The organism is Enterobacter sp. CC120223-11 (assembly GCF_900215375.1).
Lineage (GTDB): Bacteria > Pseudomonadota > Gammaproteobacteria > Enterobacterales > Enterobacteriaceae > Scandinavium.
Map to the genome: position 1 here is coordinate 53,343 of NZ_OBEF01000022.1, position 23,982 is coordinate 77,324.

A 23,982-nucleotide genomic window follows, 5' to 3' on the forward strand; every position below is an offset into this window, starting at 1 on the left:
AAAATTCAGAGGCATTGTCGTGGATAAAGAATTACTTGATGCGGGATACCGCCTTTACAGCGGTGAAAAAATCGACGTCTATTTTAATACCGGGCTTTGCCAGCACTCTGGCAACTGCGTGCGGGGCAGCAGCGCGCTGTTTAACCTCAAGCGCAAACCCTGGATCATGCCGGACAACGTGGATACAGAAACCGTCCAGCGCGTGATCGACACCTGCCCGAGCGGGGCGCTGAAATACCGTCTTAAATAAGCCGAGGGAACCATGGAAATTCTGGAAGGTAACACCAGTTTTTACGTTAATGACGCCGAAGGTAACCGGGTCGCCGAGGTGGTCTTCGTGCCCACCGGCGAGCATCTGACTATCATCGAGCACACCGATGTCGACGAAAGTCTCAAGGGCCAGGGCGTTGGCAAGCAGCTGGTAGCGAAAGTGGTGGAGCGTATGCGCCGCGAAAACCGCAAAATCATCCCGCTCTGCCCGTTCGCCAAACATGAGTTTGATACCACCCCGGAATACGCCGACATTCGGGCGTAAACCTCTGCCAGTGGGGCCTCACGCTTCGCTGGCCGTCCTGATTTCCCTCAACGTAATATTACAGGCAAGCTTCCTGAAGATGAGCAATAAAGTGGCTCAGCTTTGGCAGCGGCCGCAAATCCTGACGATACAGCAAATGGACCGGGCGAGGCGCGGGGAGCCAGTTATCCAGCACCCGAATCAAACGACCGTCACGCAGTTCATCGGTGAGCAAAATTTCGGGCTGGAGCAGCAGCCCCGCTCCGGCAATCGCAGCCATTTTCAGCCCCAGACCGTCGTTACAGGCCAGCACCGGGTCGCGCCGCCAGGGGCTTTCTGTCTCATGCCCCGCCAAATGCCACTCGTTGCGGGCAGTCCAGACCATGTGCGACAGGCAGCGATGCGCCGCCAAATCCTCCGGCGTTTTCGGCACGCCTGCGCGGGCGAGGTAGTCCGGCGAGGCACAAATCACCATCCTGTACTGACAGAGCGGTTTCGCCACCAGGTCACCGTCTCGTAAATCACCAATCCGTACGGCGAGGTCGAACCCCTCTTCCACCAGGCTCACCACCCGGTTGCTGAGATCGAGTTCTGCCCGCACGTCCGGGTAGCGTTGTAAAAAAGTCGCCAGCGCCGGGGCCACCACGCAGGCGCCAAAGGAAGTGGGTGCGCTGATGCGCAGCGTGCCAGAAGGTGCCACCCGCAGCCGTTCGACGGAGGCTTCAGCCGCCGTCACCTGCTCCAGCACACGGCGACACTCTTCCACGTACACGCGTCCGGCGTCGGTCAGGCTCTGGCGGCGGGTTGTTCGATCCAGCAGGCGAACGTTCAGCGCGCTTTCCAGCTGGCTGATGTACTTCCCTACCATCACCGCAGAAATCTCCAGCCGTGCCGACGCCGCGGTAAAACTCCCGCTGTCGGCCACCGCCACGAAAATCTCCATACTGCGAAGTTTATCCATATTGCTAACCACAGATTAATAATGTTCGAACCGAAGGCCAGTTTATCGCACAAATAATTTAGTAAAGAATAGCCTTCAGACCAAAATGAGGATCCTGCTATGAAAATTGTGATCGTGGGTGCCAGCGGTACCCTGGGCCGTGCGGTAGTGGCCGAACTGGAAAAAGATGCCCGACATGAACTGATTCGCGTGGGTCGTCATAACGGCGATTTACAGGTGGATTTGACCGATGAAGCCAGCGTGGACGCGCTCTTTGCCCGCACCGGGAAAGTCGATGCGATTATCGCCACAACGGGCAACGTCTTCTTTGGCCCGCTGGCAGAAATGACTGCGGAAAACTTTGCCGTTGGCCTGCAGGACAAACTGCTCGGTCAGGTGCGCCTGGCGTTAAAGGGCCAGCATATCCTCAACGACGGCGGCTCCATCACCTTAACCAGCGGCATTATTGCCGATGAGCCGATTGCGCAGGGAGTGAACGCGACAGCCGTGAATACCGCGCTGGCCGGTTTTGTGAAAGCGGCGGCGTGCGAACTGCCGCGTGGGATTAGAATCAACCTGGTCAGCCCGACGATGCTCACGGAATCAGAAGCAGCCTACGGCCCGTTTTTCCCAGGGTTTGAAAGCGTTCCAGCCGCACGGGCGGCGCTGGCCTATCGTCGCAGCGCGGAAGGGGTACAAAGCGGACAGGTATTTAAGGTCGGGTATTAACAAAAAAGGGATCGCCAGTGCGATCCCTTTTCTCTGTTATCAGTCTTTGGTTTGCACCCAAAATGCGTGGATCAGCCCCGGAATATAGCCGAGCAGCGTCAGTACAATATTGATGATAAACGCCCAGCCGAACCCTTTACCCAGCAGTACGCCAAGCGGTGGGATCAGAATGGTAAAAACAACACGCCAGAAACCCATACAAACTCCATGCAATTAAATAAAAAGAGAAATATCTCTAAAGCGTAGCCATTGTTACCCGTAGCGCCATTTTCGCCCATCGCGTTTACCCTCTTTTACCTTTTGCGGCAATGTGCGCTAAGGTATAGCGACAGACCTCAATAAAGGAGAGCAACATGTATTCCGTAGGCGATCTGGTGCAGCCGGTTATGGGCGGCCCGAAAATGAAAATTATCGACGTTAACGGCGATCAAATAGTGACCGTAGCCGCGAGTGATGAACAAGGGCAAAAATATACCCTGAAAGCGGTAGATGTTGCGCCTTATCATGAAGAAGGTGATTTTGGCGTGTGCTGAAAAAACGGTGAGGGAAACCTCACCGCCTCATGCATTAAATCAGAAAATCGTCGAGCGTTTTACCGTCAGCAATAGCCTGAGCAATCGGTTTTGGCATTCTGCCCTGGCCGGTCCAGGACTTTTGCTCACCGTTGAGATCGGTGAAGCGATATTTTGCCGGGCGCGCTGCGCGTTTTTTCGCTGCGTTTGCAGATGCAGCCGAATCACCCAGCAGCTCATCCGGAGAGATCCCTTCGGCTTTCATCAGCTCAAGCAGGCTGTTGATTTTATTTTGCTTCTCAGCCATGCCTTCACGCAGGCTCTCTTCTTCACTGCGTTTTTCTTCAGTCACGATCCTGAATTTTTCCAGCATCTCTTCAAGAACGTCAATGGAGAATTCTCGCGCCATCGCGCGCAGTGTGCGAATATTATTAAGTTTGTGTAACATATTAGACATATATGATTTAAATTCCTTTCCGCTGGCTAAAAAATGATACTGCGAAAACAATTGTATTATAGCGAACGTTCTTTTTCCACCCACAATGTGCAGTCATCACGCTAATCAATATTAATTGAAATATATTACCCATAACAATTAAACACTATTTTTATATATCAGAAGTAAATAATTTTAAGCGGCTGAATAAAAGCGCTGAAGTCTACCGTGCGGCTATTATCCTGAGGCGGCAAACTCTTTCTTCATTGTCAGAAGGTTAGCGAAGCGGTGGCTGAATACGCGCCGCATAAAAACCCACAAAAATCGCATACCAAATCAAATGCATCGACCAGCATGAAACACCATACTTTGAGACAAAACCAGATTAAGAAACTAAAAAATTTATAGATAGCACCGACTTGTCCCTGCCCTGAGCTGCTGACCTGAGCAAAATTCCCCGCTGCTGCCATGAGGCCATCAACACACTGATAAATAACAACAAACAAAACAATAGCAACAATAATAGCGCCTGGCTGTGCAAAAACCCCTCGCGCAGAGGATTTTATTAACAAAACGCCTACAAATAAAAACTTTGAGCTAGTTGTTACTTTTAATGCAGATGGATATTCTATGCACGAAAACAGAGCCAACCCAAAGCACTGTTGAATACGCCAATCCCTGATTTTTTCTCTCTTACCAAGGAGCAGACCGATGTTCTCTGCGCAGTCTCGCCTGCGTCATGCGGCAGCAGACACTTTTGCTATGGTGGTCTACTGTTCCGTCGTGAACATGCTTATTGAAATATTTCTCTCTGGTATGAGCTTTGAGCAGTCACTTTCTTCTCGCCTGGTGGCGATCCCGGTCAACATCCTGATTGCATGGCCATACGGTTTTTATCGTGACTGGGTCATGCGCTACGCCCGTATTATCAGCCCGACAAAATGGATGAAAAACCTGGCTGACGTGCTGGCCTATGTGACCTTTCAGTCCCCGGTTTATGTCGTGATCCTGCTGTCGGTGGGCGCAGACTGGCATCAAATCGCCGCTGCGGTAAGTTCAAATATTGTGGTGTCGATGATGATGGGCGCGGTATACGGCTATTTTCTCGATTACTGTCGCCGCCTGTTCCGCGTCAGCCAGTACGCCTGATGTAAACTGCCACGACTGGCCTGATGCCAGTCGTCGGCTTATTGTCCTTCGCCAAACAGTCCATTAAGAAAACGCTCAAGCGCAATCCGCGAACTGAAACCGTGCGGAATACCATAATGCTCCTGTGCATCACCGCCTAAATAGAGCGGGAACTGCTGATAATGGTCGCAGGTTTTAATATCTGAAGCCGGATCCGCCAGCAAATAGCTGCGCTCTTTCAATGCCGGATGAATGATAAGCGCCGTTCTGCCCATCCTTGCCTCACGATTCACATAGACATAATTATCGCCACGGCGATAGCCGTAAATTTTCTGCGTCACTTCGTCCATCGTGAATCCGACTTTTTCAAGAACGCGCGCCACCTCATCAGGTCGTAAATACATATGCTTTCCTCGTTATCCTGTACAGCCACGCCACCTTACAGTATTCAGCATTAGCATCGCTTTCAGAAAAATCCATAAACAGCCCGATAAGGCGTGATTCATCTCCAGGGAATAAAATCTGTCCTAAACTTATTTCACCGTTAATGAAGGGAGGATCCCATGTTCAACAGACCTAATCGCAATGACGTAGATGATGGCGTACAGGATATCCATGACGACGTTGGCAAGCTTGCCGACTCATTGGAAGAGGTGCTGAAATCCTGGGGCAGCGATGCCAAAGATGAAGCGGATGCGGCACAGCGCAAGGCCAAATCGTTACTGCGTGAAACGCGAGCCAGAATGCAGGGGCGTACCCGCGTTCAGCAGGCCGCACGGGACGCCGCAGGCTGTGCGGACACCTTCGTGCGCGACAAGCCCTGGCAAAGCGTGGGGGCTGCGGCCGCCGTCGGCATATTTATTGGCGCGTTACTGAGTTTGCGTCGATAATTAAGGCGTAATGCTGATAATAAATACGCGTCGCCCCGGCAGGCTTCTGGTTTGTCGGGGCATTTATTTTATTGCCCGGCGGCGCTGCTCTGGCCTGGCCTGGCCTACGGCTCGATAGTTTTTGTAGGCCGGTGTCAGGCGAAGCCGCCACCCGGCAAGTGTTTTTATTTGCCGATTATGTTCACCAGCATCCGCACCTGCTGCTGCGCCATCGCCAGGCTGGAAATGTTGGTGAAGCTCATTAATAGCCCTTTTTCACCGAAGCTATTCATTCGCCAGTCGCTTAGCGCCTGCACCGCCAGCCGGGCCTCCCGCCCGCGTCGGGCCATCTCACGATCGTCGCCCTCTACCGCCATCACCAACTGAATACCGCCCTGCTGCGGCTTCACATCAAATCCCTGTTCCGTCAGCGCCTGCTCCAGCCACTTTCTGCGCTGCGCGTAATGCTGACGCATCTTTTTCAGATGCCGCCAGAAGTGGCCTTCACGCATAAAGTCCGCCAACGTCATCTGCCACAGCAGCGGCACGCCGCAGGCCGCCAGAGAAGCCTGCTCACGAAACGCCGCCACCTGCGGCAGTGGCACCACCAGCCAGGCAGTGCGCAGGGCCGGGAACATCGCCTTACTGAAGGTTCCGGCGTAAATCACCCGTTGCGGCGCATCGAGACTTTTGACTGGCGGCAACGGCTTGCCCTGATAGCGAAACTCGCTGTCGTAGTCATCCTCGATGACCCATGCGTCCTGATGCGCGGCCCAGTCCAGCAACTGGTGACGACGTGGCAACGACAGCGCTACGCCAAGCGGACTCTGGTGCGCGGGAGTCAGCAAGGCAAAACGCGCTTCCGGTGCCGATTTGATGCCCTCTTCCACGCACAAACCTTCGTCATCCACCGGCACCGGGCAGAATGTTATGCCCTGACGGGCAATGAGCGGGCGGATCAATGGAAAACCCGGATCCTCGAGCCAGATTTTATCCCCCGGCTTGCCGAGGGTTTGCAGAATGAGCGTCATGGAGGCCGCAAAACCGGTGGTGATAAACACCTGTTCCGGCAGGCACTCAATGCTTCTGGAAAAACGCAGATATTCGACAATCGCTGTGCGCAGCGCCATTTCACCACACACATCGCCGAGCGCCAGGTCGAAGCGGGTTTGGGTGCGCAGCCGCCTGCCCATCACCCTGGCCCACAGCGCGCGCGGGAAGAGATCCAGGGCGGGAAGCCCCATCTGAAACGGCTGAGGTTCAGGCTGTTCACCGCCGTACCACACCGGTTCAGCCGCTGCCGGGCCGGGTACGACGCCCTCACTGACAAACGTTCCTGCCTGCCCGCGCCGTTCGAGCCAACCCTGCGCCACCAGTTCGCCATAGGCCGCTTCCACCGTTGCGCGTGAAACGCCTAATTCCTGGGCATACACCCGGCTGGCAGGCAGCCTCTTCCCGGGCTGGAGTTCGCCCTGCTCAATGGCTGATTTAAGCTGCCGGGCAAGCTGCTGATAGCGTGGCCCACTGGAGACGTCATTCATGGTCTGGTTTTTTACTCAAAACATGGCTCTGGTTTGCAGACCATTATAGTGCCAGAATTTCGTCATCGTTAAGAGGAGAAACCCCATGACCACACTACGTCAGCCTTACTATGAACTCAGCCCGCAGGCCTATGCTGCCTTTATTCAGGCGAAAAAAGCGCTGGAAAACTGCGAGCTGGATCTGCCTTTGATCGAGCTGGTTTATCTGCGCGTGTCGCAGATCAACGGCTGCGCCTTTTGCCTCGAGATGCACAGCAAAGCGCTGCGCAAGCACGGTGTGGATCAGGTAAAACTGGATGCGCTGGCGGGCTGGCGCGTGAGCCATCAGTTCAGCGATCGCGAACGTGCAGCCCTGGCCTGGGCGGAAGACGTCACCGACATTGCCCGCACTCGCGCTGAAGATGCCGTGTATGAGCCCCTGCTGGCCTATTTCAGCGCCACAGAAATCAGCGATCTGACCTTTGCCATCAGCCTGATGAACGCCTTCAACCGCCTCGCCGTCAGTATGCGGATGTAATTGCAGGCAAAAGCCTTCGCCCTCGCTGCGCTCGTCAGCGGGGGTAAATCAATTCAAATTATCTATATATTGTGTGGTTGATGTTTAACGCAACTACATCTAGTATTCCTTTTGAAGAGACACCCAACGGCCGACGCAAACTTTTGCGCCGCTTTGTCATTTTAAATGGAAATACGAATCATGCGCATTACTATTTACACTCGAAATGATTGTGTGCAGTGCCATGCCACTAAACGCGCCATGGAAGCCCGGGGCTTTGCGTTTGAAATGGTGAACATCGACCTCGACCCCACCGCCGCAGGCAGCCTGCGCGAGCAGGGTTTCCGTTCGTTGCCTGTCGTCTTTGCAGGCGAAGAACGCTGGTCCGGTTTCCGTCCGGACATGATCAACCGCCTGCGCACTGAGGCCAACGCGGCACGCGCATGAGCAGCCTCGTCTTCTTCTCCAGCAGCTCCGAAAACACGCTGCGCTTTATCGAGCGTCTGGGGCTGCCCGCGGTGCGCATTCCACTCAATGAGCGCGAGCGCATCCAGGTCGACGAGCCTTTCATCCTGGTGGTGCCGAGCTACGGCGGTGGCGGCACGGCAGGCGCGGTGCCTCGCCAGGTGATCCGCTTTTTAAACGATCCGCACAATCGCGCGTTGATTCGCGGCGTGATCGCCTCAGGCAACCGCAACTTCGGCGAAGCCTATGGCCGCGCTGGAGACGTGATTGCGCAGAAATGTGACGTGCCTTACCTCTACCGTTTTGAGCTGATGGGCACCTCGCGTGATATCGACAACGTGCGAAAAGGAGTGAGCGAATTTTGGCAACGACAACCGCAGAACCCGTAATCCACAGCGCCCCGGACTACCACGCGCTGAACGCCATGCTGAACCTGTACGACAAAGCAGGCCGTATCCAGTTTGAAAAGGACGCCGAGGCGGTGCGAGCCTTCTTTGAAGGTCACGTCCGGCCGCAAACCCGCACGTTTGCCAACCAGGATGCGCGGCTAGACTGGCTGGTTGCCGAAGGCTACTACGACGCCCGCACCCTCGCCCGCTTCGATCGCGCCTTTGTGGTCGATCTTTTCGCTCACGCCCACGCCAGCGGCTTTGAATTCAAAACGTTCCTCGGGGCGTGGAAGTTTTACACCAGCTACACGCTGAAAACGTTCGACGCAAAACAGTACCTCGAGCACTTTGAAGACCGCGCGGTGATGGTGGCGTTGAGCCTCGCCCAGGGCGACGAAACCCTCGCGCGCCGCCTGACAGATGAGATCCTCTCCGGGCGTTTCCAGCCTGCAACGCCAACGTTCCTTAATGCAGGCAAACAGCAGCGCGGTGAACTGGTTTCCTGCTTCCTGCTGCGCATTGAAGACAATATGGAATCCATTGGCCGGGCCGTGAACTCCGCACTGCAGCTCTCCAAACGCGGCGGCGGCGTGGCGTTTCTGCTCTCGAACCTGCGCGAAGCAGGCGCGCCGATCAAGCGTATTGAAAACCAGTCTTCCGGCGTGATCCCGGTGATGAAGATGCTGGAAGATGCGTTTTCCTACGCCAACCAGCTTGGCGCGCGTCAGGGCGCAGGGGCGGTCTATCTGCACGCGCATCATCCGGATATCCTGCGTTTTCTCGACACCAAACGCGAAAATGCCGACGAAAAAATTCGAATTAAAACCCTTTCGCTTGGCGTTGTTATCCCGGACGTGACGTTCCGCTTAGCGAAAGAGAACGAGCAGATGGCGCTGTTTTCGCCGTACGACGTAGAGCGCCTTTACGGCAAGCCGTTCGGCGATATCGCGGTCAGTGAAATGTATGAAGCCCTGCTGGCCGACGAGCGCGTGCGCAAAACCTTTATCAACGCCCGCGACTTCTTCCAGCGGCTGGCCGAGATCCAGTTCGAATCGGGCTATCCATACATCATGTATGAAGACACCGTGAACCGCGCCAACCCGATTGCCGGACGCATCAACATGAGCAACCTCTGCTCGGAGATTTTACAGGTCAACAGCGCCTCCACCTTCGATGAGAACCTTGATTACGCCGCCACCGGGCATGACATCTCCTGCAACCTGGGCTCGCTGAATATCGCCCTGGCGATGGACTCGCCGGACTTTGGTGAGACGGTGGAAACCGCCATTCGCGGCCTGACGGCGGTGTCAGATATGAGCCACATTCGTTCCGTGCCTTCTGTTGAAGCAGGCAATGCGGCCTCTCACGCCATTGGGCTCGGGCAGATGAACCTGCACGGCTATCTGGCGCGCGAAGGTATTGCATACGGCAGCGCGGAGGGGCTCGACTTCACCAATCTCTATTTTTACGCCGTGACATGGCATGCGCTGAACACCTCAATGAAGCTCGCACGCGAACGCCAGCAGCGCTTCGCCGGGTTTGCGCAGTCGCGCTATGCCAGCGGGGAGTATTTCCGTCAGTATCTGGAAAATGAGTGGCAGCCAAAAACGGAAAAAGTGCGCACGCTGTTTGCCAACGCTGGTATCACTCTGCCCACACGTGAAATGTGGCAGCAGCTGCGCGACGACGTAATGGAGCACGGCATCTACAACCAGAATTTGCAGGCGGTGCCGCCGACGGGCTCTATCTCTTACATCAATCACGCGACCTCGAGCATTCACCCGATCGTGTCGAAAATTGAGATCCGCAAAGAGGGCAAAACCGGCCGCGTTTACTACCCCGCGCCGTTTATGACCAACGACAACCTGTCGCTGTATCAGGATGCCTACGAGATCGGCCCGGAGAAGATCATCGACACCTATGCCGAAGCGACGAAACACGTCGATCAGGGCCTGTCGCTGACGCTCTTTTTCCCCGATACCGCGACGACCCGCGACATCAACAAAGCGCAGATTTATGCCTGGAAGAAAGGCATCAAAACGCTCTACTACATTCGCCTGCGCCAGCTCGCGCTGGAAGGCACCGAAATTGAAGGCTGCGTGTCCTGCGCGCTGTGAGGAGAAAAGGATGAACCGTTTATCACGAGTCAGCGCCGTAAACTGGAACAGGATTGAGGACGACAAAGATCTGGAAGTCTGGAACCGATTAACCAGCAACTTCTGGCTGCCGGAAAAGGTGCCGTTATCCAACGACATTCCTGCGTGGCAGTCGCTGAGCCCGGAGGAGCAAAAGCTCACTATTCGCGTGTTCACAGGGCTGACGCTGCTCGACACCATTCAGAATACCGTGGGTGCCCCAGCGCTGATGGCCGATTCGCTGACGCCGCATGAAGAGGCGGTGATGTCGAATATCAGCTTTATGGAAGCGGTGCATGCCCGCTCCTACAGCTCGATTTTTTCCACGCTCTGCCAGACCAAAGACGTTGACGCGGCCTACGCCTGGAGTGAGGAAAACCCACCTCTGCAGCGCAAAGCGACGCTGATGCTTGAGCAGTACGCCGCTGACGCGCCGCTGAAGAAGAAAATAGCCAGCGTGTTTCTGGAATCGTTCCTGTTCTATTCTGGCTTCTGGCTGCCGATGTATTTCTCCAGCCGCGGCAAGCTCACCAACACCGCAGACCTGATCCGACTCATCATTCGCGATGAAGCGGTCCACGGCTACTACATCGGCTATAAGTTCCAGAAAGGGTTGGAAAAAGTCAGCGCCGCCGAGCGGGAGTCATTGCAGCATTTTGCCCTCGATCTGCTGATGGATCTGTATGACAACGAGCTGGCCTATACCGAAGCGCTTTATGCAGGAACGGGTTGGGAAGACGATGTGAAAGCCTTCCTGTGCTACAACGCCAACAAGGCGCTGATGAACCTCGGCTACGAAGCCCTCTTCCCGCCGGAAATGGCGGAGGTGAACCCGGCCATTCTCTCGGCGCTTTCTCCAAATGCGGATGAAAACCACGATTTCTTCTCCGGTTCCGGCTCGTCCTACGTGATGGGTAAAGCGGTCGAAACCGAAGACGAAGACTGGAATTTCTGACGCCTTTTCTCGGGGAAATATAACCTTAATTTCCCCGAGGATATTTCCCCATTCACCCGCAGATTGTTACAGCCAATATTACTTTCAGCGCTTTCGATATTTTCATTACGCCAGTCAGGTGAATTCACCTCATTCTACTGAACTTCTCGCTCACTGACAAAAAATATCCCTGTTTTTTCATACTGGCTCAGCCCTTATATCATGGGAAGCTCAGCGCAATCGACCACTTGAAATCAACAACTCAGCGGGTTATCAAGGGTTGCCTCAGATTCTGAGTATGTTAGGGTAACCCCAGTCAATTATTTTCACCAGGTAGCATATCGACATAAATAAATAACAGGAATCCGTTTATTGCATGGCAATTAAATTAGAAGTTAAAAATCTTTATAAAATATTTGGCGAGCACCCGCAGCGCGCATTAAAATATATTGAAAAAGGTCTAACCAAAGAGCAAATTCTGGAAAAGACCGGGCTGTCACTTGGCGTTATTGACGCCAGTCTGGCCATTGAAGAAGGCGAGATTTTTGTCATCATGGGGTTGTCCGGCTCCGGAAAATCCACCCTGGTACGCCTTCTCAATCGCCTGATTGAACCCACCCGCGGGCAGGTCCTTATTGATGGCTCCGACATCGCCAAAATATCCGAAGCGGAACTCCGCGAAGTGCGTCGGAAGAAAATCGCGATGGTCTTCCAGTCATTTGCGCTAATGCCGCACATGAACGTGCTGGATAATACCGCATTTGGTATGGAATTAGCGGGTATTGCCCCGGCAGAGCGGCAGGAAAAAGCGCTGGATGCGCTGCGTCAGGTAGGGCTTGAAAATTATGCTCAGGCTTATCCGGATGAATTATCCGGCGGGATGCGTCAGCGCGTCGGGCTTGCCCGCGCATTAGCCATTAACCCGGATATATTATTAATGGATGAAGCCTTCTCGGCGCTCGATCCTTTAATTCGTACCGAAATGCAGGATGAACTGGTGAAATTGCAGGCGCGCCACCAGCGCACCATCGTGTTTATTTCCCACGATCTCGATGAGGCCATGCGTATCGGCGACCGCATCGCCATTATGCAAAACGGTGAAGTGGTGCAGGTCGGTACGCCGGATGAGATTCTGAATAACCCGGCCAATGATTACGTGCGGACGTTCTTCCGTGGCGTGGATATCAGCCAGGTCTTCAGCGCCAAGGATATTGCCCGTCGCGCGCCAAAAGGGCTGCTGCGTAAAACGCCAGGTTTTGGCCCCCGCTCGGCGCTGAAGCTATTGCAGGATGAGGACCGCGAATACGGCTACGTCATTGAACGAGGCAATAAATTCGTCGGCATCGTCTCCATTGATTCCCTGAAGGTCGCGCTGGCCGAAGGTCAGGGCATTGACGCCGCGCTGCTTGAAGCACCGCAGAGCGTCGATGCACAAACCGCGCTCAGCGAGCTGCTCTCCCATGTCGGCCAGGCGTCATGCGCCGTACCGGTCATCGACGAAGAGCAACAGTACGTCGGCATCATTTCCAAAAGCATGCTGCTTCAGGCTTTAGACAGGGAGACCACCATCAATGGCTGATCAATCGAACCCGTGGGCCACTGAGCCTGCCACCGACAGCGCCGCGCAGTCAGCTGATGCGTGGGGCACGCCCACCGATGCGCCCGCCACCAGCGGCGGAGGTGCAGACTGGCTGCACAGCGCCCCTGCCCCAAAGCAGGAGCATTTCGACATTCTCGACCCGTTCCACAAAACGCTGATCCCGCTCGACAGCTGGGTTACGCACGGCATCGACTGGATTGTCGTGAACTTCCGCCCGGTGTTCCAGGGCATTCGTATGCCGGTGGATTATATCCTCAGCGGATTCCAGCAGCTGCTACTGGGCATGCCAGCGCCCGTCGCGATTGTGGTGTTTGCCCTCATTGCCTGGCAGATTGGCGGCGCGGGTATGGGGATAGCCTCGCTGATCTCACTGATTCTGATTGGCGCGATTGGCGCGTGGTCCCAGGCGATGGTAACGCTGGCGCTGGTCCTGACCGCCCTGCTGTTCTGCGTGATTATCGGCCTGCCGCTTGGGATCTGGCTGGCGCGAAGTCCGCGAGCCTCGAAGATTATTCGCCCGCTGCTGGATGCCATGCAGACCACACCCGCGTTTGTCTATCTGGTGCCGATCGTCATGCTGTTCGGGATCGGCAACGTGCCGGGCGTGGTGGTGACGATCATCTTTGCCCTGCCTCCGATCGTGCGTCTGACGATCCTCGGCATTAATCAGGTGCCTGCCGATCTGATTGAAGCGTCGCGTTCGTTCGGAGCCAGCCCTCGTCAGATGCTGTTCAAGGTTCAGCTGCCGTTGGCGATGCCCACCATTATGGCGGGCGTGAACCAGACCCTGATGCTGGCGCTCTCGATGGTCGTTATCGCCTCGATGATCGCCGTGGGCGGCCTAGGCCAGATGGTGCTGCGTGGAATTGGCCGCCTGGATATGGGCCTTGCAAGCGTCGGCGGCGTCGGCATTGTGATCCTCGCCATCATCCTCGACCGCCTGACCCAGGCCGTGGGCCGCGACTCCCGCAGCCGTGGCAACCGCCGCTGGTACAGCACCGGTCCACTTGGGCTTATCACTCGCCCTTTCGTTAAGTAATTCTCTTCTGCCCGGCGGCGCTACGGCTGCCGGGCCATCAAAACCTCTCTAATAAGGAACAACGATGCGACATCGCGTACTTTTTGCCACAGCGTTTGCCACCCTTGTCTCCACCAGCGCATTTGCCGCTGACCTGCCGGGCAAAGGCATTACCGTTCAGCCGATCCAGAGCACCATTTCCGAAGAAACTTTCCAGACGCTGCTGGTGAGCCGCGCGCTGGAGAAACTCGGCTATACCGTCAGTAAACCGAGCGAAGTGGATTACAACGTCGGCTACACCTCGATTGCCTCCGGCGATGCCACCTTCACCGCCGTAAACTGGCAGCCGCTGCACGACGATATGTATTCCGCCGCGGGCGGCGATAAGAAGTTCTACCGCGAAGGCGTATTCGTCACCGGTGCGGCACAGGGTTATCTGATTGATAAGAAAACCGCCGAGCAGTATCACATCACCAAAATCGACCAGTTGAAGGATCCGAAGATTGCGAAGCTGTTCGACACTAACGGCGACGGCAAAGCGGACCTGACGGGCTGCACGCCGGGCTGGGGCTGTGAAGCAGTGATTAATCATCAGATTGACGCCTACGGCCTGGGCAAGACCGTGGTTCACAACCAGGGCAACTACGCGGCGATGATGGCCGATACCATCACCCGCTATAAAGAAGGCAAACCGGTGCTCTACTACACCTGGACGCCGTACTGGGTGAGCGACGTACTGAAGCCAGGCAAAGACGTCGTCTGGCTGCAGGTGCCGTTCTCGTCTATGCCGGGCGAGCAGAAAGATATCGATACCAAACTGCCAAACGGCGCTAACTATGGCTTCCCGGTGAACACCATGCATATCGTGGCCAACAAAGCCTGGGCGGAGAAAAACCCGGCGGCGGCAAAACTGTTCTCGCTGATGAAGCTGCCGATTGCCGATATCAACGCCGAGAACGCAATGATGCATGAGGGTCACGCGTCAGAAGCCGATATTCAGGGCCACGTCGACGGCTGGATCGCCGCGCACCAGGCGCAGTTTGACGGCTGGGTGAAAGAGGCCCTGGCGGCACAGAAATAAACCTGGACTCACCGTAGGCCGGATGAGGCGGGCGCCGCCATCCGGCTGTTAATGCCCGGTGGCGCGATGCTTACCGGGCCTACGTTCCCGCACGAAAGCGCACGCCACGCTACGCAATAATTCCCCTCGCCCTCCCGTTTGCCGTTATCATTCATCCCTGCCAAATAATCACCCGATGAACGATCTGCCCATGACTCATAAATCCCACGAACTCAGCCCCGGGCTGATTGCGCTGATGTCGGTTGCCACCGGCCTCGTCGTCGCCAGTAACTATTATGCCCAGCCGCTGCTCGAAACCATCGCCCGAGCCTTTTCACTGACCGCCGGTCAGGCCGGTTTTATTGTCACCGCCGCCCAGCTCGGCTATGCCTTCGGCCTGCTGTTCCTCGTGCCGCTCGGTGATATGTTTGAACGCCGGCGGCTTATCGTCAGCATGACGCTGCTCGCCGCCGGGGGAATGTTAATCACCGTCACCAGCCACTCGCTAACCATGATGATTGTCGGGACGGCACTCACCGGCCTGTTTTCCGTGGTGGCGCAGATTCTGGTGCCGCTGGCCGCGACGCTTGCCAGCCCTAATCAACGCGGCAAGGTAGTCGGCACAATTATGAGTGGGCTTCTGCTTGGCATTCTGCTGGCCCGTACGGTCGCCGGACTGCTTGCCTCGCTCGGCGGATGGCGTACCGTTTACTGGGTAGCGTCGGTATTGATGGTTGTGATGGCGTTTGCACTCTGGCGCGGCCTGCCGAAGGTGAAGCAGGAGACTCACCTGAATTATCCGCAGCTGCTGGGTTCGATTTTCAGCCTCTTCGCTCGCGATAAGCTGCTGCGTACCCGCGCGCTGATGGGTTGTCTGACGTTCGCCAACTTCAGCATTCTCTGGACGTCTATGGCCTTCCTGCTGGCGGGCGCGCCGTTCCATTTCTCCGAAGCTGTAATCGGCCTGTTCGGCCTGGCGGGAGCGGCTGGTGCGCTTGGCGCACGTCCGGCGGGCGGCCTGGTGGATAAAGGCAAATCCCATCACACCACGACGATTGGCCTGACGCTACTTCTGCTCTCCTGGGTGGCTATCTGGTTTGGGCATATCGCGGTGCTGCCGCTGATTGTCGGCATCCTGATTCTCGATCTCACGGTGCAGGGCGTGCACATCACCAACCAGACCGTCATCTATCGTGTGCTGCCAGAGGCACGTAACCGCTTAACGGCTGGCTACATGACCAGCTACTTTATCGGCGGCGCGGCCGGTTCGCTTCTTTCAGCATATGCCTGGCAACACTGGGGCTGGACCGGCGTCTGTACAGCAGGTGCCACCCTGGCCGCCCTGAACCTGCTGGTGTGGTGGCGAGGTTTTCACCGCCAGGAAGCCGTTGTCTGAAAAGACTGTACATTCATAGCCTTATTCTGGCTTTGGGGTATTAAGACATCCCCTTGTCTGTTAAGGTTATCTTCCTGATAAACCGGGAAACTGTTTCAGGGGGAAATCACTCATCCTCGCACTTCGACCTCCCGGATGCTGACGGCACGCTCCCGCCGTCAGCCAACACTTTTTAGATTTACTTCTCCAATGTATGAATTAGGGGAATTAATTCATTTACATTATTTGTCACCGTAGTTACTATATCGACTGTAATTAATGAGGTCATGCCCAAATGGATAGTTCGTTTACCCCCATTGAACAAATGCTAAAATTTCGCGCCAGCCGCCATGAAGATTTCCCGTATCAGGAAATTCTTCTGACTCGCCTGTGCATGCACATGCAAGGTAAGCTGCTGGAAAACCGCAATAAAATGCTGAAAGCTCAGGGGATCAATGAGACGTTGTTTATGGCGTTAATCACGCTGGAGTCTCAGGAAAATCACAGCATTCAGCCTTCAGAACTGAGCTGCGCGCTGGGATCTTCCCGTACGAACGCCACCCGTATCGCCGATGAGCTGGAAAAACGCGGCTGGATTGAGCGCCGTGAAAGCGACAATGACCGTCGCTGCCTGCATCTGCAACTCACCGAGAAAGGTCATCAGTTCCTGCGCGAAGTGTTACCGCCGCAGCACAATTGCCTGCACCAGCTCTGGTCTTCATTAAGCGTTACCGAAAAAGAAAGCCTTGAGCAAATCACCCGCAAGCTGTTAACCCGTCTCGATCAGATGGACGAGGATGGCGTGGTGCTGGACGCGCTGCGTTAAGTGCGTGAATCGCTCAATATCCTGATTTAAAAAAATAAAACCGACAGGCCAGCAGCGCAAACTGCTGGCCTTTCTGACAAACAGGTCGGCTCAGCCGATGTGACATAATAAGATCGTGGAGAAAAACATGAGCGCGAATGCGGAGACTCAAACCCCGCAGCAACCGGCCAGTAAGAAAGGCAAACGTAAAGGTGCCCTTCTGCTGCTGACCTTGCTCTTTATTGTTATTGCCGTGGCATATGGGATTTACTGGTTTTTAGTTCTGCGTCATTACGAAGATACCGATGACGCGTACGTGGCAGGGAACCAGGTGCAGATTATGGCTCAGGTGTCCGGCAGCGTGACCAAAGTCTGGGCCGACAATACCGATTTCATTCAGAAAGGCGATGTGCTGGTCACCCTCGATCAGACCGACGCCCAGCAGGCGTTTGAAAAAGCGCAGACGGCGCTGGCATCCAGCGTACGTCAGACTCGTCAGCTGATGATCAACAGCAAACAGCTGCAGGCAAGTATCGACGTCAAAAAAACCGCGCTCGACCAGGCGCAGACTGACCTCAACCGTCGCATTCCGCTGGGTAGCGCCAACCTGATTGGTCGCGAAGAGCTGCAACATGCTCGCGATGCGGTCGCCAGTGCACAGGCGCAGCTTAACGTCGCCGTGCAGCAGTACAACGCCAACCAGGCGATGGTGCTAGGGACCAAACTCGAAGATCAGCCTGCCGTTCAGCAGTCCGCGGCCGAAGTCCGTAATGCGTGGCTTGCCCTGCAGCGTACTAAAATCGTCAGCCCGATGACGGGTTACGTCTCCCGCCGCTCAGTTCAGCCTGGCGCGCAGATTAGCCCAACGACGCCACTGATGGCGGTGGTTCCGGCGACCAATCTCTGGGTTGATGCTAACTTCAAAGAAACCCAACTGGCGCACATGCGCATTGGCCAGAAGGCGACCATCGTCAGTGACATCTACGGCGACGACGTGAAGTACACCGGCAAAGTGGTTGGCCTTGATATGGGTACCGGCAGCGCGTTCTCACTGCTCCCTGCGCAAAACGCCACCGGCAACTGGATCAAAGTGGTTCAGCGTCTGCCTGTGCGTATTGAGCTGGATGAGAAACAGCTCGCCGAGCATCCGCTGCGTATTGGCCTGTCGACGCTGGTGAAGGTGGATACCTCCGATCGCGGCGGCGAAATGCTGGCCAACCAGGTGCGTAACAGTCCGGTTTACGAAAGTAACGCCCGCGAGATCAATCTCGACCCGGTGAACAAACTGATTAACGACATCGTGCAGGCTAACGCCAACTAATCAGGGGTGAGCGTAATGCAACAGCAACAACCGCAGAAGCCGCTGGAGGGGGCGCAGCTGGTCATTATGACCATCGCGCTGTCGCTGGCGACCTTTATGCAGGTGCTGGATTCGACGATCGCCAACGTCGCCATCCCGACGATTGCCGGTAACCTGGGCTCTTCCCTGAGCCAGGGAACCTGGGTCATCACCTCGTTCGGGGTGGCGAACGCCATTTCGATTCCGATTACCGGCTGGCTTGCCAAGCGCGTGGGAGAGGTAAAACTTTTTACCTGGTCCACCATCGCCTTCGTCATCGCCTCATGGGCGTGCGGCGTCTCCAGCAGCCTGACGATGCTGATTTTCTTCCGCGTCATTCAGGGGATTGTCGCCGGGCCGCTGATCCCGCTGTCGCAGAGCCTGTTGTTAAACAACTATCCGCCTGCTAAACGAGCCATCGCGCTGGCGCTGTGGTCGATGACGGTGATCGTCGCCCCTATCTGCGGCCCTATCCTCGGCGGCTACATCAGCGATAACTATCACTGGGGTTGGATTTTCTTCATCAACGTGCCGATTGGTGCTGTGGTGGTGCTGCTGACCCTGCAAAGCCTGCGTGGACGTGAAACCCGCACCGAGCAGCGTCGTATCGACGCCATCGGCCTGGCGCTGCTGGTGATTGGTATCGGTAGCCTGCAGGTGATGCTCGACCGAGGAAAGGAACTCGACTGGTTCAACTCCACGGAGGTTGTGGTGCTGACCATTGTCGCGGTCATTGCCATCAGCTTCCTGATTGTCTGGGAGCTGACGGACGACAACCCGATAGTCGATCTGTCGCTCTTTAAGTCCCGAAACTTTACCATCGGCTGCCTCTGTATCAGCCTCGCCTACATGCTCTACTTCGGCGCGATCGTTCTGCTGCCGCAGCTATTGCAGGAGGTATATGGCTACACGGCGACCTGGGCGGGTCTGGCCTCGGCACCGGTAGGTCTGTTGCCGGTTATCCTGTCGCCGATTATTGGCCGTTTTGCGCATAAGCTCGACATGCGGCGTCTGGTGACGTTCAGCTTCATTATGTACGCGGTGTGCTTCTACTGGCGTGCTTACACCTTCGAACCGGGGATGGACTTTGGCGCATCGGCGTGGCCGCAGTTTATTCAGGGCTTTGCGGTGGCGTGCTTCTTTATGCCGTTAACGACCATTACGCTTTCAGGCTTGCCGCCGGAGCGTATGGCAGCGGCATCGAGTTTGTCGAACTTCACCCGTACGCTGGCCGGTTCCATCGGGACGTCAATCACCACCACGATGTGGACAAACCGGGAAGCGTTGCACCACGCTCAGCTCACCGAGTCGGTTACCCCGTATAATCCGAATGCTCAGCAGATGTACGATCAGCTGCAGGGCCTGGGAATGACTCAGCAGCAGGCATCCGGCTGGCTGGCACAGCAGATAACGAATCAGGGCCTGATTATCTCGGCGAATGAAATCTTCTGGATGTCGGCGGGGATTTTCATTGTGCTGCTGGGGCTTATCTGGCTTGCCAAACCGCCGTTCGGTGCGGGCGGCGGCGGCGGCGGCGCTCACTGACAAAAAAGCCAGTTCGTGATGAACTGGCTTTTTTTATTCTTCTTTCGCTAAGCTGTGCCCGGTGTCACTGGCGCTTACCGGGCCTACAAATCATCACAGCTTGTTGTCGTTGTAGGCCTGATAAGCGAAGCGCCATCAGGCAGAAGCGGCTAGATATGGAGCTCTTGCAGCTTCTCTTTCGGCAGCGCCAGCTCATCGTTGCTGTTGACGCGAACGCCGCGGTCAATAATGTGACGGGCGATTTCCTGGGCTTCTTCCAGGGAGTGCATGGTGTAGGTTCCGCACTGGTAGACGTTCAGCTCCGGGATCTGGTTCTGCTCTTTCACCTTCAGCACGTCCGCCATTGCCGCTTTCCAGGCTTCAGCCACGCGACTTTCGTCTGGGGTACCAATCAGGCTCATGTAGAACCCGGTACGGCAGCCCATTGGGGAGATGTCGATGATCTCCACGCCGTTGCCGTTCAGGTGATCGCGCATGAAGCCTGCAAACAGATGCTCCAGGGTGTGGATCCCACGCTCCGGCATCACTTCCTGGTTCGGCACGCAAAAGCGCAGATCGAAGACTGTGATCTCGTCGCCGTGCGGCGTGTGCATGGTTTTGGCCACGCGAACAGCAGGCGCTTCCATTCGGGTATGGTCGACAGTGAAGCTATCTAATAACGGCATTTTGTCTCCTCCGAACTCTTCGCTTCCTCTTGTGCCATCAGGGCCGCGAGGAAAAAACGCCGAAGAGTGTGATTTTTTATAAAATTAAATGAACTCTTTGTTCCCGGGCGAGTCTGAATATATGAAAGACGCGCATTTGTTATCATCATCCCTGTTTTCAGAGATGAAATTTTGGCCACATTTATTGTGGCCTTTTTCTTTTCTGTCAGGCGTGACGCGCAACCAGGTCAGAAAACGGCTCCGTATCTGCCGCTTCAATCTCACGCTGACGAGCCCACGAGGCTTCCTGCTCCGCTTCAAAATCCGCTTCGCTTAAAATCTCCAGCGGCTCCTCACGCAGCATCGTCCGGTACTGTTCACCCAGCGCTTTGCCGGTGCCGCCAATGCCAGTATCAAGCATAGAACGCAAAATACGGGCTGAGAAAGTTAATTCAGGATTATCAAAGCCTGCAACCAGCTCTTCGCACACCTTCTGATACGCATCCCCGCCTTCAATGCTGTCCAGGGTCTGCGCCACACGTTTAAGATCCGCGAACAGATCCTTACCGACTTTCGCCAGCGGGAACTGCGCTGTTTCACAGCCAATACCCAACGTCAGGCCAGGCTTGCGCCCTTCCAGAATCACGCGATTCCAGTTGGTGCGGGTACACAGCAGCTCATCACTGCTCATCTCTGGCGCATCGGCCAGCACACACCAGACCATAAACAGATCGAGGAAGCGAACCTGCTGTTCGTCGACGCCAATCGGCGAGAACGGGTTGATATCCAGCGAACGCACTTCGATGTATTCAATACCGCCACGCAGCAGCGCGTCCGACGGCGTTTCACCACTGCGGGTGACGCGTTTCGGGCGGATTGGCGCATACAGTTCGTTCTCAATCTGCAAAATGTTGCTGTTGATTTGCAGGTACTTACCGTCTTTTTCGAGGCCGATTTTCGCGTACTCTTCCGACGGCGTTTTGATCGCCCGCTTCAATCCTGCCACATACTCGTGCAGATCGTTAAACGTAATACCGAGATTGCTTTGCGACTTATTGGTATAACCCAAATCGCTCAGACGCAGCGACGTCGCGTACGGCAGGTAGTACATCCCGCCTTCCGTTTTCTCAAACGGCAGCGTGGTCGGTTTGCCCTGCAGGAACGAAGAGCAAATCGCGGGAGATGCACCGAACAGATACGGAATCACCCAACCGAAGCGATAATAGTTACGGATCAGACGGAAATAGCCCGCCGAGATGGCCTCTTTGCCCTGCTCTTTATCTTCGACGCCACACTTCGCCTGCCAGAACGCCATCGGCAATGAGAAGTTGTAATGCACGCCGGAGATGGTCTGCATCAGCGCGCCATAGCGGTTTTTCAGTCCTTCGCGATACAGCGTTTTCAGGCGTCCGACGTTCGAACTGCCGTACTGCGCCAGTTCAATATCCTGCCCTGGCGCGATGTAGCACGGCATGCTCAGCGGCCACATACGCTCGTCGCCGATGTGACGTGCGGTGTAGCGGTGCACATCGCGCAGCAGCGTCAGCATGTGGTCGATATCGCCGTCTACCGGCGTGATAAATTCCAGCAGCGCTTCGGCGAAGTCTGTGGTGATCCATTTGTGGGTCAGTGCTGAACCCAGCGTTTCCGGATGGCCCGTTGTTGCTAATGAGCCATCTGCGTTCACGCGCAGGGTTTCACGCTCAAGACCGCGTTGAATGCCCTGTACCGCCTGTGGATGCTTTTCCAGCCAGGCCAGCGCCTGTGATACGTCCGGGATCAAATTGACCTCCCGCCTGTCGAAATCGTTTTATTAAGCATAATTGTCATGGTTGACGAGTAAAGGTCACAATCAGTCCAATTAGTGCCACCACGTCATGCCCGTGATCGTTGCCGCGGCGATGGCCACGTAGCGCAACGCCTTGCCAAGGCATAAGAAAAAAAGCACTGGTCCCCAGGACAGACGCATCCATCCTGCCAGGACACAAAGCAAATCGCCGATAACCGGCATCCAGCTCAGTAACAGTGTGGCTGCCCCATAACGTCTTAGCCAGCCCACTGCTTTCTCCCGCCAACGCGAATTATCACGCAGCGGAAATAAACGCCCAAGAATAACGTTAGTTACCCCTCCAAGGCTATTACCCATTGTTGCTATTAACACGAGGAGCCAGGGATGACTGACGCCCGCCAGCAGCATGCCAACCAGCACAACTTCAGAATTGCCCGGGAGCAGCGTGGCGCTGAGAAAGCTGCTGGCGAAAAGGGAAAGGAGCGGCAGCGCGTCACTCAAAGCAGGCGCACGTCCACAACATCCATGCCTGCGCTTTTAGCCGCCTGAATACCGAAATCGGCATCTTCAAACACTACGCACTTTTCAGGCGCGACACCGATAAGTTCGGCACACAGCAAAAACGTGTCCGGTGCGGGTTTATGGTGTTTAACATGATCGGCAGCAACGACGGCTGTGAAGTACTGGCGAAGTCCCAGATGGTTCAACAGCGCTTCTGCTATCGCACTTTCGCTGCCTGTGCCCACCGCCATAGGACGGCGCCCGTGCCACTCTTTCACGACGTCAATCAGCGGCAGAGGACGTACGGTATCCAGCAGCATCGCCTTCACCGCATCGGTCTTTTCGCGCGCCAGCTGATGCGGATCAAGCGTGGCATTGTTCATTTCAATAACCGATTGCGCGATGCGCCAGGTCGGTGAGCCATTCAGTGCCGCCATAGCCTGCGCCTCATAGCGCATGCCATAACGACCGAGAACCTCATGCCATGCCTTCAGATGAGTGGGTTCAGTATCAAGGATGGTGCCATCCATGTCGAAAATCAGCCCTGCATAACGCTCGTACATCATGTCCTCACTCATCGGATAACGAAACGTTATTTTAACGTAAAAAGGGAGTGATTGTCGCCGTCGGCTGAAAATAGCAAAGGCACCCGAAGGTGCCTTGATGATGCTGAACAATCCGATTTATTTCACCTGCATGTCGTTCTCTACGACGCGCACGCCCGTCACGTTACGGGTAATCTCCACCGCACGATTGGCAATTTTCTGAGAAGAGACAAAACCGCTCAGCTGCACGCGCCCTTTAAAGGTCACGACGCTGATTTCGTTGGATTTGACATCTTTGTCGCTGAACAGCGCAGATTTCACCTTCGTGGTGATCACGGTGTCATCGATGTAGCCGCCGGTGCTTTCCTTAGTGGAAGATCCCGCACAGCCTGCGAGGGAGACGCTAACGATGAGGGCTGCACAGAATGCAGAGACAGCTTTGAACCATTTCATGGATTTCTCTCCTTGCTACCTGAAAAAAGAATGACAGAGTTAAATTAGCCTGGAAGGAGGAAAATGCCAATATGGAACAAGTGGTTGAGGAGTGTTCTGAAGAGTTAAAACAGGTATCAGGACAAGAAAGGAGAATATGGTGCATCCGGGAGGATTCGAACCTCCGACCGCTCGGTTCGTAGCCGAGTACTCTATCCAGCTGAGCTACGGATGCATCGGG

Annotated in this window: 29 protein-coding genes and 1 tRNA gene; 18 read left to right on the forward strand and 12 right to left on the reverse strand. The window is 55.5% G+C overall.

The window, feature by feature from the left end:
• Positions 1-19 precede the first annotated feature (19 nt).
• Together CRO87_RS20110 and CRO87_RS20115 are read left to right on the forward strand one after the other, a co-directional pair.
• Complete coding sequence (locus CRO87_RS20110) at positions 20-250, forward strand: (4Fe-4S)-binding protein (protein ID WP_097164692.1); 231 nt, start codon at positions 20-22, stop codon at positions 248-250.
• A gap of 12 nt (positions 251-262) precedes the next feature.
• Positions 263-535 (forward strand): GNAT family N-acetyltransferase, encoded by a 273-nt coding sequence (locus tag CRO87_RS20115; protein ID WP_097164693.1) that lies wholly within the window; start codon positions 263-265, stop codon positions 533-535.
• A gap of 58 nt (positions 536-593) precedes the next feature.
• Here CRO87_RS20115 and CRO87_RS20120 read toward each other — a convergent pair whose 3' ends face one another.
• Entirely contained in the window at positions 594-1,475 is an 882-nt protein-coding gene (locus tag CRO87_RS20120; RefSeq protein ID WP_097164694.1) for a LysR family transcriptional regulator, read from the reverse strand.
• Between the two features lie 99 nt (positions 1,476-1,574).
• Between CRO87_RS20120 and CRO87_RS20125 the strand changes: the two genes are divergently transcribed.
• A complete protein-coding gene (locus tag CRO87_RS20125; protein WP_097164695.1) occupies positions 1,575-2,183 on the forward strand; it encodes a short chain dehydrogenase in 609 nt (202 codons plus the stop codon).
• Between the two features lie 39 nt (positions 2,184-2,222).
• On the opposite strand, the gene CRO87_RS20130 is transcribed toward CRO87_RS20125, so the two are convergent.
• Positions 2,223-2,381: a YqaE/Pmp3 family membrane protein gene (locus CRO87_RS20130; protein WP_097164696.1), complete on the reverse strand. Its 159-nt coding sequence runs from the start codon at positions 2,379-2,381 to the stop codon at positions 2,223-2,225.
• 155 nt (positions 2,382-2,536) lie between these two features.
• Between CRO87_RS20130 and CRO87_RS20135 the strand changes: the two genes are divergently transcribed.
• A complete protein-coding gene (locus tag CRO87_RS20135; RefSeq protein ID WP_097164697.1) occupies positions 2,537-2,716 on the forward strand; it encodes a hypothetical protein in 180 nt (59 codons plus the stop codon).
• Positions 2,717-2,750: 34 nt separating this feature from the next.
• Here CRO87_RS20135 and stpA read toward each other — a convergent pair whose 3' ends face one another.
• Together stpA and CRO87_RS22625 are read right to left on the reverse strand one after the other, a co-directional pair.
• The gene (gene stpA, locus CRO87_RS20140; RefSeq protein WP_097164698.1) at positions 2,751-3,152 is read right to left on the reverse strand and encodes a DNA-binding protein StpA; all 402 of its coding nucleotides are present in this window, start codon (positions 3,150-3,152) and stop codon (positions 2,751-2,753) included.
• 248 nt (positions 3,153-3,400) lie between these two features.
• Positions 3,401-3,781 (reverse strand): hypothetical protein, encoded by a 381-nt coding sequence (locus tag CRO87_RS22625; protein WP_141398721.1) that lies wholly within the window; start codon positions 3,779-3,781, stop codon positions 3,401-3,403.
• A gap of 61 nt (positions 3,782-3,842) precedes the next feature.
• Here CRO87_RS22625 and alaE point away from each other — a divergent pair, with 61 nt between their 5' ends.
• Positions 3,843-4,280 carry an L-alanine exporter AlaE gene (gene alaE, locus CRO87_RS20145; RefSeq protein ID WP_097164699.1) on the forward strand — a complete coding sequence of 146 codons (438 nt, stop codon included), beginning with the start codon at positions 3,843-3,845 and terminating at the stop codon, positions 4,278-4,280.
• A gap of 38 nt (positions 4,281-4,318) precedes the next feature.
• Here the strand turns inward: alaE and CRO87_RS20150 are convergent, their stop codons facing one another.
• A complete protein-coding gene (locus CRO87_RS20150) occupies positions 4,319-4,663 on the reverse strand; it encodes a DUF2002 family protein (protein WP_097164700.1) in 345 nt (114 codons plus the stop codon).
• Positions 4,664-4,822: 159 nt separating this feature from the next.
• On the opposite strand from CRO87_RS20150, the gene CRO87_RS20155 reads away from it, so the two are divergent.
• Positions 4,823-5,149: a DUF883 domain-containing protein gene (locus CRO87_RS20155; protein WP_097164701.1), complete on the forward strand. Its 327-nt coding sequence runs from the start codon at positions 4,823-4,825 to the stop codon at positions 5,147-5,149.
• Positions 5,150-5,313: 164 nt separating this feature from the next.
• Here the strand turns inward: CRO87_RS20155 and CRO87_RS20160 are convergent, their stop codons facing one another.
• Positions 5,314-6,669 carry a PLP-dependent aminotransferase family protein gene (locus CRO87_RS20160; RefSeq protein ID WP_097164702.1) on the reverse strand — a complete coding sequence of 452 codons (1,356 nt, stop codon included), beginning with the start codon at positions 6,667-6,669 and terminating at the stop codon, positions 5,314-5,316.
• Positions 6,670-6,754: 85 nt separating this feature from the next.
• Between CRO87_RS20160 and CRO87_RS20165 the strand changes: the two genes are divergently transcribed.
• The 12 genes from CRO87_RS20165 to emrB all read left to right on the forward strand — a co-directional run bounded on the left by CRO87_RS20165 (position 6,755) and on the right by emrB (position 19,830).
• Positions 6,755-7,186, forward strand: a complete 432-nt coding sequence (locus CRO87_RS20165; protein WP_097164703.1) for a carboxymuconolactone decarboxylase family protein — start codon at positions 6,755-6,757, stop codon at positions 7,184-7,186.
• A 165-nt stretch (positions 7,187-7,351) separates the two neighbouring features.
• A complete protein-coding gene (gene nrdH / locus CRO87_RS20170; RefSeq protein WP_176504344.1) occupies positions 7,352-7,612 on the forward strand; it encodes a glutaredoxin-like protein NrdH in 261 nt (86 codons plus the stop codon).
• A complete protein-coding gene (gene nrdI, locus CRO87_RS20175) occupies positions 7,609-8,019 on the forward strand; it encodes a class Ib ribonucleoside-diphosphate reductase assembly flavoprotein NrdI (protein ID WP_097164705.1) in 411 nt (136 codons plus the stop codon). The genes nrdH and nrdI overlap by 4 nt, the downstream gene beginning before the upstream one ends.
• Positions 7,992-10,136, forward strand: a complete 2,145-nt coding sequence (gene nrdE / locus CRO87_RS20180; protein WP_097164706.1) for a class 1b ribonucleoside-diphosphate reductase subunit alpha — start codon at positions 7,992-7,994, stop codon at positions 10,134-10,136. Before nrdI ends, nrdE begins: the two co-directional genes overlap by 28 nt.
• A gap of 10 nt (positions 10,137-10,146) precedes the next feature.
• On the forward strand, positions 10,147-11,109 hold the full coding sequence (gene nrdF / locus CRO87_RS20185; protein WP_097164707.1) for a class 1b ribonucleoside-diphosphate reductase subunit beta: 963 nt from the start codon (positions 10,147-10,149) through the stop codon (positions 11,107-11,109).
• Between the two features lie 355 nt (positions 11,110-11,464).
• Complete coding sequence (proV, locus tag CRO87_RS20195; RefSeq protein WP_097164708.1) at positions 11,465-12,667, forward strand: glycine betaine/L-proline ABC transporter ATP-binding protein ProV; 1,203 nt, start codon at positions 11,465-11,467, stop codon at positions 12,665-12,667.
• Positions 12,660-13,727, forward strand: a complete 1,068-nt coding sequence (gene proW, locus CRO87_RS20200) for a glycine betaine/L-proline ABC transporter permease ProW (protein WP_097164709.1) — start codon at positions 12,660-12,662, stop codon at positions 13,725-13,727. The genes proV and proW overlap by 8 nt, the downstream gene beginning before the upstream one ends.
• A 64-nt stretch (positions 13,728-13,791) precedes the next feature.
• Entirely contained in the window at positions 13,792-14,787 is a 996-nt protein-coding gene (gene proX, locus CRO87_RS20205) for a glycine betaine/L-proline ABC transporter substrate-binding protein ProX (RefSeq protein WP_097164710.1), read from the forward strand.
• Positions 14,788-14,977: 190 nt separating this feature from the next.
• A complete protein-coding gene (locus CRO87_RS20210; protein ID WP_097164728.1) occupies positions 14,978-16,162 on the forward strand; it encodes an MFS transporter in 1,185 nt (394 codons plus the stop codon).
• 274 nt (positions 16,163-16,436) lie between these two features.
• Positions 16,437-16,967 (forward strand): transcriptional repressor MprA, encoded by a 531-nt coding sequence (gene mprA, locus CRO87_RS20215; RefSeq protein ID WP_097164711.1) that lies wholly within the window; start codon positions 16,437-16,439, stop codon positions 16,965-16,967.
• Between the two features lie 127 nt (positions 16,968-17,094).
• Positions 17,095-18,267, forward strand: a complete 1,173-nt coding sequence (gene emrA / locus CRO87_RS20220; protein WP_097164712.1) for a multidrug efflux MFS transporter periplasmic adaptor subunit EmrA — start codon at positions 17,095-17,097, stop codon at positions 18,265-18,267.
• 15 nt (positions 18,268-18,282) lie between these two features.
• Positions 18,283-19,830, forward strand: a complete 1,548-nt coding sequence (gene emrB / locus CRO87_RS20225) for a multidrug efflux MFS transporter permease subunit EmrB (RefSeq protein WP_097164713.1) — start codon at positions 18,283-18,285, stop codon at positions 19,828-19,830.
• Between the two features lie 149 nt (positions 19,831-19,979).
• Here emrB and luxS read toward each other — a convergent pair whose 3' ends face one another.
• The 6 genes from luxS to CRO87_RS20260 form a co-directional block, all read right to left on the reverse strand.
• On the reverse strand, positions 19,980-20,495 hold the full coding sequence (gene luxS / locus CRO87_RS20230; protein WP_097164714.1) for an S-ribosylhomocysteine lyase: 516 nt from the start codon (positions 20,493-20,495) through the stop codon (positions 19,980-19,982).
• A 205-nt stretch (positions 20,496-20,700) separates the two neighbouring features.
• Entirely contained in the window at positions 20,701-22,257 is a 1,557-nt protein-coding gene (gene gshA, locus CRO87_RS20240) for a glutamate--cysteine ligase (RefSeq protein WP_097164716.1), read from the reverse strand.
• Between the two features lie 78 nt (positions 22,258-22,335).
• A complete protein-coding gene (locus CRO87_RS20245; RefSeq protein ID WP_097164717.1) occupies positions 22,336-22,764 on the reverse strand; it encodes a YqaA family protein in 429 nt (142 codons plus the stop codon).
• Complete coding sequence (yqaB, locus tag CRO87_RS20250) at positions 22,761-23,327, reverse strand: fructose-1-phosphate/6-phosphogluconate phosphatase (protein ID WP_097164729.1); 567 nt, start codon at positions 23,325-23,327, stop codon at positions 22,761-22,763. The genes CRO87_RS20245 and yqaB overlap by 4 nt, the downstream gene beginning before the upstream one ends.
• A 120-nt stretch (positions 23,328-23,447) precedes the next feature.
• A complete protein-coding gene (locus CRO87_RS20255) occupies positions 23,448-23,762 on the reverse strand; it encodes a BON domain-containing protein (RefSeq protein WP_097164718.1) in 315 nt (104 codons plus the stop codon).
• 137 nt (positions 23,763-23,899) lie between these two features.
• Positions 23,900-23,976, reverse strand: a tRNA-Arg gene (locus CRO87_RS20260).
• Positions 23,977-23,982: the final 6 nt, after the last annotated feature.